Source organism: Shewanella sp. 553, assembly GCF_059338375.1.
In genome coordinates, this window is the sequence record NZ_CM181701.1 from 3,442,437 (window position 1) to 3,457,353 (window position 14,917).

Here is a 14,917-nt window from a genome sequence, read left to right on the forward strand (position 1 = left end):
GTACGCTTGCCGTTGACGGCGCTTTACCAAGTCACAATGTGATCGCAAATCGCTTCGAGTAGGTAGGGATCGTGGGAGATCACCAACACGCCTAAGTTACGCTTATTTGCCGTAGCTAATAAGTGCTGCCAAAACTCGGCTTGGGTGATGGTATCCAGATGTGCCGTTACCTCATCACAGATAATAAACTGCGTGGTGGGCACTAATACCCGGATCAAATTAAAACGTTGTAGCTGACCACCGGATAACTGATTTGGCCGTCTTGTTAACCAAGAGGGCTCCAGACCATAATCCTTAAGCAGTGGCAGGTAATCGTCACATTGCCAGCTCTCATCTAACGCGGTTTTAAGGGTTAATCTGGGATTAAACGCAAACTCCCCCTGCTGGATAAGCCACTGCACCGGATTAGGTTTACCCCGCGCGCGCCTTGGCAATGAGTGCAGCTCAGCTTGCATAGGTATTATCCCCGCAAGCATGCTCGCTAAAGTGGATTTGCCCACACCACTGGGGCCTGATACCCCCACTATTTCGCCGCGCTTAAGCTCGATGTCTGGAAATGTGATTAACTGCTCGCCTCGACGCACATAGCCTTTATGCAACCGCAACACGTTCAGGCTCCCAATGTTCTGGCAGTGACGTCCAAAAGCGGTGCGTATACTCATCACACGCCCCTGCACGAATATGCGCTGGGGTGGTCATTTCCACGGCGCACCCATCGCGCAGCACTAACACTCTGTCGGCAATAGGCAATAATTGCCTCAAATTATGGCTAATCACCATGACGCCCAGTTGTTCATCGCGAGCAAGCATCGCTAAATGTTGATATATCGCCTTTGCCGCTTCGACGTCGAGTCCGCAGCAGGGCTCATCGGCAATCATAATCTCGCTCGATTGCCAGCAAGCCTGCGCCATTAAGGCACGCTTTGCCATACCGCCAGAGAGCTGGTGCCGATAACACTCAGTAATATTGCCGCCAAGCTTAAAATAGTGTCGACGCGTCGAGGCGCGTTTGCCTAATCGCTGCGCGGCATAACGCAATTGTGACCCGATTAATCGCAACGGATCTAACACAGAGGCCGACTGCGCCGCCAATGCGCGCCGAGCGCCTTGCTGACTGGTAACCTTGCCACCTAATTTAAAGCCGGGCGGAACCTGCCCCATCAACGCCTGTGCCAATAAACTTTTACCGCTACCGCTCGCGCCTATCACGCCAAGCACCTCACCTTGCTTGAGCGAAAAGCTTAACGGCGACAATAGAGAGACAGCATCGGATTGAATACTAAGCCCTTCGACAGTTAACATTTAACCCCTCCTTCAAGGTGAGTTTGCGGCCCCTGACGTAAACCGAGCAGCAGACGCTGCGCAACATAAGACAAGAGCAGCAAGCAACTGAGCAAGAGTAAACCGGGGCACAGGGCAAACCACCAATGTCCGGTTAACGCATATTGCGATGCCTGAGCTAACAAGGCGCCCATGGATGGCGAGTCAGGATTAAGACCAAAACCTAAAAAGGTCAACGCCGCCATATGGGTGAGCGCATGAGGAAACAGCAGCAAGCCGCCTATCCACCACTGAGGCAAGATATGCGGCAACATGTGACGCCGTAATCTTTGCCAAGGTGAAGTACCAAACTGTTTCGCTAACTGATAATAGGGGGCTGACTGCACCTGTTTCATTTCAAAACGCAGTAATCGCGTGAGTTTAGGCCAGTGACTTAATGCAACCGCCACCACTAAGCCGAACTCTGCACCGCCAAAGGCTAACGATAAGAGAATTAATAGCAAGAGGTGGGGGAGTGACATAAACAGATCCACCAGCAGATCGACCATCCACGCGGCGGCGCGATGTAACATGGCAAGCATCGCCATCATCAACGACAACACACTGCTCAGCAATACCGCAAGCCCGCCCACATACAGGCTCTGCACCAGCGCCTGTTGACTGCGACTAAACAGATCTCTGCCGAGCCAGTCGGTGCCAAACAGATGTTGTAGTGAAGGCGCTTGATATTTATTGAGTAAATCGAGCTCTGCCCCCTGCCAAGGCCAAAGCAAGGCCAGCCCAACTAACCCGCATAGTAAGGCAAGCGCGGCCATAAAACTGGGCTGACGCAGTAGATCACGCATCCCCAGCCTCCTGAATAAAGTAGCGTGATAACACAGTGGCAATAAGGTTACCGCTAAAGACCATCAATGCCGAAATTAAGGTGCAGCCCATGAGTAAGTCGGTGTCACTGGCTAAACCTGCCTTCACAATACTGGCGCCTAATCCGGGAAAACTAAACACAGTTTCGGCGATCAGCGAGCCACCAAACAGCTCTGCAAAGGTCGCAAATTGCAACACGATTGCCGGTAATAGACTGTTACGGATCACATGAAAGCGCACCACCTTAAACAGGCTATCCCCATGCGCCAGAGAATACTGCACATAATCAGACTGCAGCACGTCAATCACCTTCTCTCGGGTGTGCAACACTATTGGCGCCATGCTCACCACCGTCAGGGTAGCGACAGGCAATAGCAGATGATGCAACATACTGAACACAGATTGCTCAGAAAAAGTCATACCAATTGGCGCAGCACAGCACACGGGGGTGAGCTGTAAGGCAATTGAAAATAGGCTGATAAACAGCATGGCTAACCAAAAAGAGGGCATGCATACCATCAACCATGAAAACCGCTGCACCGCCTTATCGAGCCAACTGTCTTGATAAATACCCGCAACTAACCCCAGCAGATAACCGAGTACCAATGATCCTACCCAGCTAAGACCAATGAGCAGTAGCGATAGGGGTAAATGGGTGGCGATAACGCTTGATACGGGCTGCTGATAAAGGGTAGAAAAGCCGAGATAGCCTCGCGCTAACCCAGATAACCAATGCAGTAGACGCTGCCCCACACTTTGATCCAGTGACAACTGCTGGGCGAGCAAGGTCTTTTGTGGCTCAGAAATGCCAAAGACATTGCCGCCTAAATAGGCGTTCAGCGGATCTATCGGTGTCCAGCTCAGCAGAAGATAGGCCAGTAATACCACCAAAATCAGCAGTAATACCAGCCGAAAACCAGCACTTAAGATGGCATAGCTATGGGTGGGCATCAGTTGGGGCATTGCCAGCGCCAATGTTCGATATTATTGGCTAATGGCCAGCCGTGACCATGGGCCTCAATCCCGGGCGAATCCAGATCAAGACAGACATTGGCCGCATAAAGATGTTTAAGGTTAACCAGCCAAGTCCAAGGTTTATCTTGGGCAATGAATTGCTGCGCGCTTTGCCAATACGGCAATGAGGCTTGCCACGAAGGGGCATGCTGGGCCTCATCTAATGCGTTATCCACTTCAGGATTACTGTAATAGCCTGAATTAAAATAGCCTTGGCCTCGATATTGACTGTGATGCACGCCCCTCACTTCGGTTGCCGAGTGGCTTCCAAAACCAAATAACACCGGCTGTTGATGCATCTGTTTATAGATGGCCTCCCAACTTTTACCGACGGGAGTGATTTGGATGCCGAGCGGTTTGACCATTTGCGCCACCGCCAAGGCTAATTGTTGGCGCACGGTGTCGCCTGCCAAATAATAAAGCGTCATCGACGCCTTAACGCCATCGCGCTGGCGTATACCACCTTGTAATTGCCATCCACTTTTCTCAAGCAGTGCAACGGCTGCCTCGCGATCGACTTGAGGTTCGTGGGCTTGAGCAACTGGCCCCCAAGGCAAGCCATCGGCAATCGAATAAGCCGGCGTCGCATGGCCCTCTAGCAGTTGCTCAACTAACACCTGACGATCAATGACTAAGTCGATAGCGGTGCGGATTGCCAGATCTGAGCTAACATCATTGCCTATGTTATTGCCCTGCTTAGGCAGCATAGGCCAAGCAATGCCGCGGTTATCGACACTGTCAATACGCCATAGCCGATATGTCGGCGGCAGTAACTGCGCATAGCGCGGCGCTATCGCGCCAAGGTCTAGCTGACCGACGCGCAGCCGAGAGTAGCGGCTATCTTCATCACTAAAAATGACCACCACTTTTTTAAATTGCAGCTTTTGGCCGTAATAATATGGATTGGGAACCATGATGAGCTGTTGATTGCGATCCCAGCGAACAAACTTAAGCGGCCCCGAGCCAACAGGTGCTAAACCATATTGGGGACCATAACTTGCTTTAGGCACAATCGCTAAACTGACAAAGTTATCGATAAAAGTGATGTCGGCCTGCTGCAGGTGAAACCTGAGCTCTCCATCTGATACCACCTCAACCATCTCTAGATTAGTGAGATCGTGTATTGAGGCAATTTGCTTAGCAGTATCGAAGGTAAACTTAATATCTTCAGCCGTAAGCTTTGTGCCATCGCTAAAGTTAACCCCTTTTCGTAGCGAGACTTGCCAGGTTAAGCGATCGGCTGATAAGGTCCACGATGTCGCTAAGTCGCCCACCAGCTCAAGTTGTTTATTGCGCCGCAACAGTGTCGACTGAAACAGCGGCCGGTTATATTTACCCCAGCCTAAGATAGGATCGAATCCCGCGTCGGGCTCGGCCCCTAAGGCGAGTGTCAATACCCTCTCAGTGGCAGCCACTTCCCTATCCGTCGCGGCCACTGACTGGCAAGCGAAGCAACCACACAACAGCAGCAAAATTAACCGTCTCATAAACATTCAGCTCAAGCGCGTAATACTATTAAAATATTCGTCATACTAGCCGGTATTTGTCTAAAAATCAGCCTAAAAACAGCTCTTTAATACTATCGTTGACTTAGATCAATTTTATATTTTTGCTTCCTTTTTATATCTGTAGGATACTCACTGTAATTAAGCTTAATAGAATTTAACTTATGCCTAACGACACGATCCGCTTTACCGTTTCCATGCCTAAATCTCAATTTGAAGAAATTGAAGAAGATCAATTAGAGCGCGGATATCTTTCTCGTTCTGAATATATAAGAGATCTATTTCGCGATAGGCTGGTTGATAAACAGTGGAATAATAGCAAAGAAGATGTGGTGGGCGTGCTCACCCTCGTATTTGATCATCACCAAAGAGGACTAACTGAAAAACTGCTTGAGATACAGCACAATAATTTAATTCATGTTTTATGTAGTACTCATGTTCATATTGACCACCATAACTGCCTAGAAACCATTATTATCAAAGGACAAGCCAGTGAACTCAATAGCATAGTGAATCGAATCGCTGTGCTTAAAGGCGTCAAGGTGGCACGCTTAAGCCGCACGGGTATCGTTTAACCCGCCTTATATTTAAGCCTAAAGTATTACATTCCCATTAATACCTTAGCCATCTTTAAATGGCTAAGTATGACTAATACAACCCACCTTTAATGCCCATCGACCAAGCTTAGCCAGTGGTAACCACTATAATTCATCAAGCATATTCAAGCCTAATATCAATCCCTTTTCACCCATTAATAAATGATTCAGCCATTTAATTAAGCGCATTATATTGCCAGCGATATTCACACCGCACGAGTAATACTTTTATAATATTTTTCATACTATCGCCGATATAATTGATCTAGCTCGCAAAATTATCCCCACTCAAACATATAATACACACCGTTAACTTAGGTCACAAAAACATAACCGCGTACCCAAAAGGAATGAGTAATGTATTTGAAAACATGGGGATTAGCTTTAACGTTATTAGCTGTAAACAACGCCGCTTTCGCTGATGATATCGAAAAAATCACCGTTCACGGTGTGCAATATCAAGATGACGGCACCTACCAAAATGTTACCCTGGGTAGCGATGTCACCATTATCAGTAGTGAGATGATCCAAGCCGCTGGGGCGGTCGATATCAACAAGGTCCTCAGCCAGTTTGTACCGGGTTTATTCGCTAACGGCCCAGCGGGTCGCCATACCGATACCGACTATGCATTGCAAGGCAGTCGCCCGCAAGACATCCTCTGGTTACTTGACGGTAATCGACTCAATAATCGGCTTTATGGCTCAACCTATACCGACAGTATTAACCCCATGATGATTGAGCGCATCGAAGTGATTAAGGGGGCCCAAAGCGTGATCCACGGCTCGGAAGCCATTGCGGGGATCATCAATATCATCACCAAAAGCTATCAACATGATGATCGCGGTGAAGTTAGCTTAGTGGCTGATACGCTGCCCAGTTATGATCTATCAGCGTTCGTCAGCAGCGAAATCAATAATCTCCAAATTAGCTTAGCCGCCAGTTCAAGCCAGTCAGAAGGCTACGCACTTTGGCCCGATGAGGAATACTCACCAACGGCGGCCTTAGACAAAGAGCGGGGTTATCGTATGAATAACCTCAATGCAAAAATTAAATGGTCTATCAGCGATGCCCAGCAACTGACTATTTTTGCTCAATATAATGACGGCTTACTCGAACGTCCTTTAGCTTACAACGCTATTTTGAGTGAAAATGATCGCAAACAGACGCTCGCCTATGCCGATTGGCAACTCCAAGTGTCAGACCAATTGCTATTACAAACCAAGTTAAGCTACCAACACTGGGACTCTCACTATAGTGAAATCACCAAAGAGGCTGACGGCAAGGTCGATGTTCCCTACTGGGATCAATATTGGGGCTTTAAAGATTACGGCGCGATCGTCTCCGCTAACTATCACACCCAAGATGGGAGTCAGTGGATTATGGGAGGTCAGTATGAACAATTTGAAGGCGCTGACGAGGTTATGCACTTCACCACGCCAACTGACCGTACCTATGCACTATTTGGCCAATACCAACCTAAGTTAAGCAGCCTGCCCGATACCCAACTATCACTGGGAGCACGAGTCAATAAACTGGTCAATGACGAATCTATCTGGGTTGGCAGTATCGCATTAACTCACGATATAACGTCACAATTACAACTGAAGGCCAATCTTGGCAATGGTTATCGCCAGCCAACCGCTTCAGAACTCTATCAACAGCTGGGTACCTTGGGGAATCCTGACTTAGTAGCAGAAACCAGTGAAAGTATTAATATTGGGGTTAATTATCAAGGTGATATCTCATTAACCGTCGATAGTTTTTGGCGCAATATTGATAACCTCATAGAGCAACGCGCGCTCAGTGACACCCAGTTTACCTACAGCAACCTTAATGGCCGTGTCGAAAGCTATGGGATAGATATTCACTTGGTCAAAGCCTTTTCAGCGAAATGGTTAATGGAACTCAGCGGTGGCTATGCCCATGCCGAGCGCAAAGATAATGGCCAGCAAATTGAACGCGTGCCTAAATACACCGGGTTTGCCAAGCTAAACTACGAGATGAACGATGATGTGACGCTGTGGGTGAGCGGCCAATATGTCGGAGAGTTCTTAGATTATGGCCTCACTGCCGGTGACTATATGCTTACCAATATTGGCCTGCAAACCTGGTTATCAGCCAAACAAAACCAGCAATTGCAGTTCACCATTGACAACCTATTTGATAGCGAAGTGCCGCAGAGTATTTTTAAACACGGCCACCGAGCAGAATACCCCATTGAAACCATGGGCGCACCGCGCACATTGCAGCTGCAATATAAATACTTTTTTTAACATAGCGCGGCGCTATATTTAGCCGACGCACCAAATACCTAAGACAGAGAAGCCCATCGTTTCTCTGTCTTATTTCTCTGTCTTATCAGTTAATCACGAGTCATTGCCAGCCTCGTTGTTCGCCTCGACTAAATAAGGGGGAGATAAGGGTTACCCCTCCACAACCAATAGCAGTAACCGCTACTCTTTGTCGCAGCATAGGCGATAATGCTTGATGCAAACATCGGCCTCTACCCAGGCTGATGATGAAATTTAAATTGCGGCGACAAAATAGCGCTAAATTATGCTAACTTGCAGTTATCTATTAAAAATGAGCATCTGCGCGCCGCGCTGCAGCTCACTCCTAAAGGTATGTTGCATGAGTAGTCAGGCGAAAATATTGTTAGTCAATGGCCCTAATCTAAACCTGTTAGGTCGTCGAGAACCCGGCCATTATGGTCATCACACTTTAAGCCAGATTGTCGAACAGTTAACCCAAATGGCCCAAGCGGAAGCGGTGGAACTGCAACATATTCAATCCAATGCCGAACATGAACTGATCGATGCCATTCATGCCAGCGATGCCCAGTTCATTATTATCAATCCGGCGGCCTTTACCCACACCAGTGTCGCGCTTAGAGACGCACTACTGGGAGTGGCTATCCCCTTTATCGAGGTGCACCTGTCGAATGTGCATGCCCGCGAACCGTTTCGACATCACTCCTACTTTTCAGATAAAGCCGTTGGGGTGATCTGTGGCTTAGGTGAAATGGGTTATCAATTTGCACTGCGCTCGGCCATCAGCCGTATCAAAGCAGCTCACTAATGCTCAAGAGACAAGCGTATGGATATTCGTAAAATTAAAAAACTGATCGCCTTGGTGCAAGCCTCTGATATCTCGGAGCTGGAAATTAAAAATGCCGAAGAGTCAATTCGTATTTGCCGCGACCTGAGCTACACCAATACCGTAGCGGCCAAAGCATTTGGCCAAACCGCCGATGACTCTGAAGATATAACCAACCCAGAGTCGACTAAGTCACTCGACTATGCCGAGGAAGATCTGCTGGTGTCCCCTATGGTAGGCACCTTCTATTTATCGCCTTCGCCAGACGCCAAGCCTTTAGTCAAAGTGGGACAAAGGGTCGAGCAAGGTGACGCCGTCTGCATTATTGAGGCAATGAAAATGATGAACCAAATACAAGCCCAACATGCTGGCGTAGTGAAGGCAATTTTATGCAACAGCGGTGACGCCGTTGAGTTTGATCAACCCTTAATGGTTATCGAGTAAGCTCTGCCATGGCAGCATCGCGCCCGTTTAACAAAGTGCTTATCGCCAATCGCGGTGAAATCGCCGTAAGGATCATCCGCGCCTGCCAGCAATTGGGTATCGCCACAGTGAGCGTTCACTCACGCGCCGACAAAGACGCCTTGCATGTCACCCTTGCCGATGAAAGCCTGTGTATTGGCGCCGCACCATCGAGCCAAAGTTATCTAAGCAGCCAAGCAATACTGGTCGCTGCCGCACTCACCCATGCCGATGCTATCCATCCTGGTTATGGCTTCTTATCCGAAAGCGCCACCTTTGCCGAGCAAGTGACCGCCAGTGGCTTTGTGTTTATCGGCCCACGCAGTGACACTATCCGCCTAATGGGGGATAAGGTCAGTGCCATTGCCGCCATGAAAGCGGCAGGATTACCGACGATTCCCGGCTCTGATGGCCTGTTGGGCGATGATGCGTCCGCCAATTTGGCTCTGGCCTACGCTATTGGCTATCCGGTTATGGTCAAAGCCACCGCCGGTGGTGGCGGAAAAGGGATGCGCATCGTTAACGATGCCAGCGCGCTGCTAAGCACCATAGCCTTAACTCAAGGTGAGGCCGAAGCCACGTTTGGCAATGCCGGCGTCTACCTAGAGAAATACTTAAGCCAGCCGCGCCATATCGAGGTGCAAGTCATATGCGATAAGCAGGGCAATGCGCTGTTTTTAGGCGAACGTGACTGCTCGATGCAACGTGCCCAGCAAAAGGTGATAGAGGAAGCGCCGGCATTAGGGTTAACCGATGAGCAGCGCGATATTATCGGTCAACGCTGTATTAAGGCTTGCCAAGCCATAGGCTATGAGGGCGTTGGCACCATAGAGTTTCTTTACCAAGAGGGTGAGTTTTTCTTTATGGAGATGAATACCCGCTTGCAGGTAGAACATACGGTAACAGAGATGGTGACTCATCTCGACTTGGTCGCCGAGCAGCTGCGTATCGCCGCAGATCAGCCTCTTTGCATGCGCCAAGCACAAATACAATGCCATGGTCATGCTATTGAGTGTCGTATTAACGCCGAAGATCCTGTTAACTTTATCCCATCACCCGGCACCATCACAGCACTGACCCTTCCTGGCGGCCTTGGGGTTCGTTGGGACTCGCACCTTTATCAAGGCTATCAAGTGCCACCCTATTACGATGCCATGATAGGTAAGCTCATCACTTGGGGGAGCTCACGCAACTGCGCCATTGCCCGTATGCGCGTTGCCTTAAATGAACTGATTATCCAAGGGATTAACACGAATATCCCCTTGCTCAAGCGGATACTGGCCGACGATGGCTTTGCCCAAGGCGCGCAGCCCATCGATTATTTAGAGCACTCACTGCTGGCGACTCTGCCGACCAATAAAGCCGACCGCTAGGGGCGATATATAGCTCTTTTCCCCGACCATATTTACGCCGTTCGATTAAGGTACTGCTCAATATCCACCGTATCGATTTGACTCGGGTCGAGAAATTTATTCGCGTAGTCAAGGTAAACACCACTGGTTAAAAACAGCTCAAATAGGTCTCTGTCGACATGATCATCCAACACCATTTTATGCAAAATATCGATGGCCACACTGAGGGGTTTAGCCTTTTTATAGGGTCTATCGGCGGCCGTTAAGGCTTCAAAAATATCGGCTAACACTAAAATGCGCTCAGGGGTGGATAGCTGCTCAGCCGTCAACTTGCGCGGATAGCCAGTGCCTTTAAGTGTTTCGTGGTGAGTCGAGGCATAGCGCGGCACCCGCGCCAGTTCAGGAGGAAAAGGTAAGTTCTCTAACATCTTAATGGTACTGGTAATGTGCTCATTAATCTTGAAGCGATCTTCAGCAGTTAAGGTACCTCGTGAAATGGCTAAATTGTGTAACTCACCTTGGTTATACAGATGCTCAGGGATCGTCATCTTTATGCCAAATTTTTCATCGAAGTGCACCGGAAAATCGCGGCGAATAATATGCTGCGGTTTATCACTTAATAGTTGCTCAGTTGCAGGCAGAGAGGCTGGCAAGTCGGGATAGTTAAGCTCTTCTATGGGGGACAGCCCCAGCCTGTCGTCGAAATGGCGTACCCAAGTAATTTTGGCCAGTTGCAGTAATCTATCGATATGAGCTTGGTCCATGAATTCGCCCCCTACATTGGCATTGGCGATAAACTCAAAATCTTGGCTGAGTGTTTGCCACTTGCTATCTAATTCTGCCTGCAGGTGCTCTTTGTGCTCAGGTTGCTGCGCTAGCTGTTGGTGGTAACTGATTTGAGCATCACGCCACAATACCTCAAAGCGCATGCGCACCTCGTGAATACGGTTATAGATCACCTCTAACTTACTGCCCTTATCGACAATATGCTCTGGTGTGGTGATCTTGCCGCAATCATGTAACCAAGCCGCTATTCTAAACTCAATGTGCTCATCTTCATTCTTAAACCCAAACGTCTTAAAAGGCGGCAGTGTCGAGGCAGAAGCCTGCTCTGCCAGCATTAACCCAAGTTCAGGTACTCGATTACAATGCCCGGCGGTATAGGGAGATTTATCATCAATAGCCTGCGCGATAAGCTTAATAAATGATTCCATTAAGTGCTTTTGATTATATTCATGCAACTTAATCGACTCAGACATATCCACCATAGAGCTGGCCAACTCATCAATTTCAACAATATAACTATTAACCTTAGTGACCTCACTGTATTGGCGGTTTTTCACTTTGAGGTTTTCAAGTTCTAACTGTTTAATGGGATTGATAATGGGAGAAGCAAAGAGCCATGATAATGGCAGCACTAACAGCATGCATATGCCGGTGATCAGAATAGACTTTTTCACCCGTTCATGACTCGTCGATAGCAACACGGGTTTAGGCACCACGATAGCAAAATATTCCGTTGCTGCGCCGCGGTTATTCATTGGGGTTACATAAACATACTTGTTTTCGCCATTGAGCGAATACTGGGTTAACTGCCGATGTGCGTCTGGATTATTAGCAATATCTATCAAAACCTTATAAGGAACAACCCCCTGAGATAATAAGGGTGAAAGCCGTGGCCCTTCACCGAACCATTTTTGCCGTAACGCGTTTACCTGCTCAGGCGTAATATTTGCCAATGCTAAGTTGATTATACCCAGCAACATCTCTTTACCTGGGTGCACCACAATACTTAAGCCGGTATCAACCCTCGCCGGCGAAAAATCGAGTTGCTCATGAAATTGGATGCCATCAATAAAGAAAAGCTTAGCGGTATAATGCAGTACTATGCTGTTATCTAATGCGGCAAACACCTCCCCTTGGGCTACGGCCTGCAAGACCGCCCGAGTTGAGTCATACTCAACCACCTCAAGCTGAGGAAAATGACGCGTTATAATAGGGATAATTGACCAACCACGGGGAATCGCGACCTTACGCCCTTCGAGTTGACTAATGTGATGAATCACCTTGGATTCGGGACGAGTCACGACGGCAAAAGGTAAGGGCAAAAACGATTGACTAAATAACCCTAAATCATGATTTTCTGGAGTATTTAATACCGAGTGCAATAGATCGAGTTCACCCTGTTTGAATTTTTCAGCAAACTCAGTCCAGCTAAATCCATTAGTGTACTCAATTCGCAGCCCAGTCATTTGTGCCACTAAGTTGAGCATATCTATGCTGTATCCTCGCGGCTCACCCGCAAGTGCAAAATCGATTGGCGGCCAATCAGTTTCATTCGATGCTCTCAATACTGGCGAGCGCGCAATAAAGGCTTTTTGCTCCTCAGAGAGGACTAATGGCGGCGCTGCTGGGAGTTTAAATTCGGCTACAGAAGTTTGGTTAGAGGCGATAAGCTCGCCACTGCCTTGATAAACAAACACCTCTTGTTTTTTGTCTAGCCCATGGCTCTGCCCTTGAAGGACAAGATGATCTTCTAGGCTAGATAACGCAATATCCACCCCTAAGACAGCATCACTCCCCGCTAACTTAATGGAATAACTCACCCCTGGAGCTTGCAAATTTTGAAATAAGTACGGCTCAGTTTTATATACCTGCTTATGGTCGGCGTTGATATACCAAGGGCGATTGGTCGCATCATAATCACTCACATCCCTATGGCTGACTCTAAGGTTAAACTCGGCATCGAAATAAGCGATTTCACGCACGCGCGTGCCATCATCACCAGCTTCAATCTTGATTAAAGCCCAACGATCGGAGTGACCCGCGTTTAACTGTTTGCCAACAATAGGATGCGCATTAAGATTGATAAGCTCGTATAAATTACCGTTTTCTAATCCAATGTAGATAGCACAGATAAAGGACGAGGTTTGCATCACTTGAGAAAATACGTTGAGTGCCTCGGCAGACAAGCCATCGTCTGCCTGCAACGGCGAGAAATTTGACAAGAGCTTAGTCGTATTGACCATCCTGCGGTCTAAATACGCCAAGTGGTCACTGGTGCTACTCGCACTGCTATTGTAGAGTTTAAGCGCCGACTCAGTAGCCAGACGCTCACTAAAATAGTACTGCAATCCAATCGCAATCACGGCGGTAAATAGGGTCGCTAATACAAAAATGCCGACGACGGTTACACGTATAGTAAATCGATAAGGTTTTGTGCCCTGCGCTGCCATGAGCGAATCCTTTTTCTTCGGGGAGGCTAAACGTCGAATGCATTTAGGATAGTATAACAAACCAGTAACAAGTCAATTTGTTATCTGTACTGCGCACATGCAATTTAACCCCGTGCCTCACGAAGAAATACAGCAAAAATAACAGTAATAACTGGGGCTATAGCACATAGCTGTTATCAGCATAAACGCTGATAACTCGGTGACAAACTATAAGTAAAAGTCTGCGCCAGCAGATTGCCGTGGGTATAGGCGAAACATCGACTCACCTCAGTAAGTCATCAGCTCAGGCACACATTCGATGGGGAGGACGAGGAGTCAGGCAGAGCCACCAACCCGAGAGCAGACTCAGGTTGGCACACACCACAGTCAGGCGCTTTTTATGTCGTTTAACTGCGATTTACTACGGGCAATTTTAACTAAATGATAGATATTAATGCAGGCAACAAAGGCATTCATACCTGCAACCGGCCATGCCGATATGTAAGTGCCGTAGATCACAAACAGCGAACAGCCAGCAAAATTAAGCGTTCTTAGCCAAACAATGTCTTTCATCATTAAGGATATTGCCACCATTAATGATGCAGAATAGCCAATTAATTCAATTGTGTTTGATACTTCCATAAGGCACCTTCTTAAGGCCCTATACCATCCGTAAGCGAACTGGGGGATCCATGCCCCTAAAGCAAGTTAAATTAACGTTATCAATTACTGCAGCTATATTAGCAAAACCATTCGCAATGTGTAATAAAAATACGTTATTTAATGAGGTGGGTCATGTTTTCAGTATATTTTGCCACCAATGATAGAAACATTACACCAACTGACATGAAAGCTGGTTTTATCGGCAATTGCGTGATTGATAACGCTTTTCTTTTTAAGAATCCCTTATATACTGGCTGGTACTAATATCTTGCTGATTTATCCTAGCAAAATGCCTTCCTACAGGAGTATGACTTATGGAATACAACACCTCAGAACTTTGTGACACTTACATTGATATGGTCGATGTCGTCGAACCCATGTTCAGCAACTACGGTGGTTGTAGCTCTTTTGGTGGTTCAATTAGCACCATCAAATGCTTCGAAGACAATGGTTTGATTGCAGAAGTATTGCAGCAAGATGGGGAAGGTAAAGTGCTGCTGGTTGATGGTGGTGGTTCATTACGCCGCGCACTGCTCGATGCTTCAATTGCAGAAATTGCGGTCGCCAATAACTGGGAAGGTATTGTTATTTACGGTTCGGTGCGTGATGTTGATGCGCTGGAAGATCTCGATATCGGCATCCAAGCTATCGCCTCAATACCCGTTGGCGCCGATGGTCATGGTGTGGGCGAGCTCGAAGTGCCGGTTAACTTTGGTGGCGTGACCTTCTTACCAGCCGATCACCTGTATGCTGACAACACGGGGATTATTTTGTCGCCAGAGCCATTAGATATCGATTAACGCTCTTACAGACAAATTCAATGCCCCATTCGCAATGGCGATATACTTAAGATCAGCGCAAGCAAAAT

General features: G+C 47.7%; 13 protein-coding genes. 6 read left to right on the forward strand and 7 right to left on the reverse strand.

Annotation, left to right across the window (positions count from 1 at the left end; all coding sequences use genetic code 11):
• Positions 1 to 23 precede the first annotated feature (23 nt).
• From AC5YBZ_RS15240 to AC5YBZ_RS15260, 5 genes are read right to left on the reverse strand one after another with little or no spacing between them, the layout of a single operon-like run.
• Positions 24 to 608 (reverse strand): ATP-binding cassette domain-containing protein, encoded by a 585-nt coding sequence (locus AC5YBZ_RS15240; protein ID WP_494543138.1) that lies wholly within the window; start codon positions 606 to 608, stop codon positions 24 to 26.
• The gene (locus tag AC5YBZ_RS15245; RefSeq protein WP_494543139.1) at positions 592 to 1,302 is read right to left on the reverse strand and encodes an ATP-binding cassette domain-containing protein; all 711 of its coding nucleotides are present in this window, start codon (positions 1,300 to 1,302) and stop codon (positions 592 to 594) included. The genes AC5YBZ_RS15240 and AC5YBZ_RS15245 overlap by 17 nt, the downstream gene beginning before the upstream one ends.
• A complete protein-coding gene (locus AC5YBZ_RS15250; protein ID WP_494543140.1) occupies positions 1,296 to 2,126 on the reverse strand; it encodes an ABC transporter permease in 831 nt (276 codons plus the stop codon). The genes AC5YBZ_RS15245 and AC5YBZ_RS15250 overlap by 7 nt, the downstream gene beginning before the upstream one ends.
• On the reverse strand, positions 2,119 to 3,108 hold the full coding sequence (locus tag AC5YBZ_RS15255; protein WP_494543141.1) for an ABC transporter permease: 990 nt from the start codon (positions 3,106 to 3,108) through the stop codon (positions 2,119 to 2,121). Before AC5YBZ_RS15255 ends, AC5YBZ_RS15250 begins: the two co-directional genes overlap by 8 nt.
• On the reverse strand, positions 3,096 to 4,646 hold the full coding sequence (locus AC5YBZ_RS15260) for an ABC transporter substrate-binding protein (RefSeq protein WP_494543142.1): 1,551 nt from the start codon (positions 4,644 to 4,646) through the stop codon (positions 3,096 to 3,098). Before AC5YBZ_RS15260 ends, AC5YBZ_RS15255 begins: the two co-directional genes overlap by 13 nt.
• Positions 4,647 to 4,828: 182 nt before the next feature.
• Between AC5YBZ_RS15260 and nikR the strand changes: the two genes are divergently transcribed.
• From nikR to accC, 5 genes are all read left to right on the forward strand, one after another.
• Positions 4,829 to 5,239, forward strand: coding sequence for a nickel-responsive transcriptional regulator NikR (nikR, locus tag AC5YBZ_RS15265; protein ID WP_475514977.1), 411 nt, complete (start codon positions 4,829 to 4,831; stop codon positions 5,237 to 5,239).
• Between the two features lie 378 nt (positions 5,240 to 5,617).
• The gene (locus AC5YBZ_RS15270; protein WP_494543143.1) at positions 5,618 to 7,534 is read left to right on the forward strand and encodes a TonB-dependent receptor plug domain-containing protein; all 1,917 of its coding nucleotides are present in this window, start codon (positions 5,618 to 5,620) and stop codon (positions 7,532 to 7,534) included.
• Positions 7,535 to 7,892: 358 nt separating this feature from the next.
• Complete coding sequence (gene aroQ, locus AC5YBZ_RS15275; protein WP_494543144.1) at positions 7,893 to 8,339, forward strand: type II 3-dehydroquinate dehydratase; 447 nt, start codon at positions 7,893 to 7,895, stop codon at positions 8,337 to 8,339.
• 18 nt (positions 8,340 to 8,357) lie between these two features.
• Entirely contained in the window at positions 8,358 to 8,801 is a 444-nt protein-coding gene (gene accB / locus AC5YBZ_RS15280) for an acetyl-CoA carboxylase biotin carboxyl carrier protein (RefSeq protein WP_494523977.1), read from the forward strand.
• Positions 8,802 to 8,809: 8 nt separating this feature from the next.
• The gene (gene accC, locus AC5YBZ_RS15285) at positions 8,810 to 10,192 is read left to right on the forward strand and encodes an acetyl-CoA carboxylase biotin carboxylase subunit (protein ID WP_494543145.1); all 1,383 of its coding nucleotides are present in this window, start codon (positions 8,810 to 8,812) and stop codon (positions 10,190 to 10,192) included.
• 32 nt (positions 10,193 to 10,224) lie between these two features.
• On the opposite strand, the gene AC5YBZ_RS15290 is transcribed toward accC, so the two are convergent.
• Both AC5YBZ_RS15290 and AC5YBZ_RS15295 read right to left on the reverse strand, forming a co-directional pair.
• Positions 10,225 to 13,407 (reverse strand): HD domain-containing phosphohydrolase, encoded by a 3,183-nt coding sequence (locus AC5YBZ_RS15290; RefSeq protein ID WP_494543146.1) that lies wholly within the window; start codon positions 13,405 to 13,407, stop codon positions 10,225 to 10,227.
• Between the two features lie 366 nt (positions 13,408 to 13,773).
• Entirely contained in the window at positions 13,774 to 14,028 is a 255-nt protein-coding gene (locus AC5YBZ_RS15295; protein WP_494520796.1) for a YgjV family protein, read from the reverse strand.
• Between the two features lie 335 nt (positions 14,029 to 14,363).
• Here AC5YBZ_RS15295 and rraA point away from each other — a divergent pair, with 335 nt between their 5' ends.
• Positions 14,364 to 14,849, forward strand: coding sequence for a ribonuclease E activity regulator RraA (rraA, locus tag AC5YBZ_RS15300; protein ID WP_110457059.1), 486 nt, complete (start codon positions 14,364 to 14,366; stop codon positions 14,847 to 14,849).
• The last annotated feature ends 68 nt before the right edge of the window (positions 14,850 to 14,917 follow it).

Coding starts and splice junctions, on each gene's coding strand:
- accC (WP_494543145.1), top strand. CDS start 8,810: ATGGCAGCATCGCGCCCGTTTAACAAAGTGCTTATCGCCAATCGCGGT.
- nikR (WP_475514977.1), top strand. CDS start 4,829: ATGCCTAACGACACGATCCGCTTTACCGTTTCCATGCCTAAATCTCAA.
- aroQ (WP_494543144.1), top strand. CDS start 7,893: ATGAGTAGTCAGGCGAAAATATTGTTAGTCAATGGCCCTAATCTAAAC.
- accB (WP_494523977.1), top strand. CDS start 8,358: ATGGATATTCGTAAAATTAAAAAACTGATCGCCTTGGTGCAAGCCTCT.
- AC5YBZ_RS15290 (WP_494543146.1), bottom strand. CDS start 13,407: ATGGCAGCGCAGGGCACAAAACCTTATCGATTTACTATACGTGTAACC.
- AC5YBZ_RS15295 (WP_494520796.1), bottom strand. CDS start 14,028: ATGGAAGTATCAAACACAATTGAATTAATTGGCTATTCTGCATCATTA.
- AC5YBZ_RS15260 (WP_494543142.1), bottom strand. CDS start 4,646: ATGAGACGGTTAATTTTGCTGCTGTTGTGTGGTTGCTTCGCTTGCCAG.
- AC5YBZ_RS15250 (WP_494543140.1), bottom strand. CDS start 2,126: ATGCGTGATCTACTGCGTCAGCCCAGTTTTATGGCCGCGCTTGCCTTA.
- AC5YBZ_RS15245 (WP_494543139.1), bottom strand. CDS start 1,302: ATGTTAACTGTCGAAGGGCTTAGTATTCAATCCGATGCTGTCTCTCTA.
- rraA (WP_110457059.1), top strand. CDS start 14,364: ATGGAATACAACACCTCAGAACTTTGTGACACTTACATTGATATGGTC.
- AC5YBZ_RS15270 (WP_494543143.1), top strand. CDS start 5,618: ATGTATTTGAAAACATGGGGATTAGCTTTAACGTTATTAGCTGTAAAC.
- AC5YBZ_RS15255 (WP_494543141.1), bottom strand. CDS start 3,108: ATGCCCCAACTGATGCCCACCCATAGCTATGCCATCTTAAGTGCTGGT.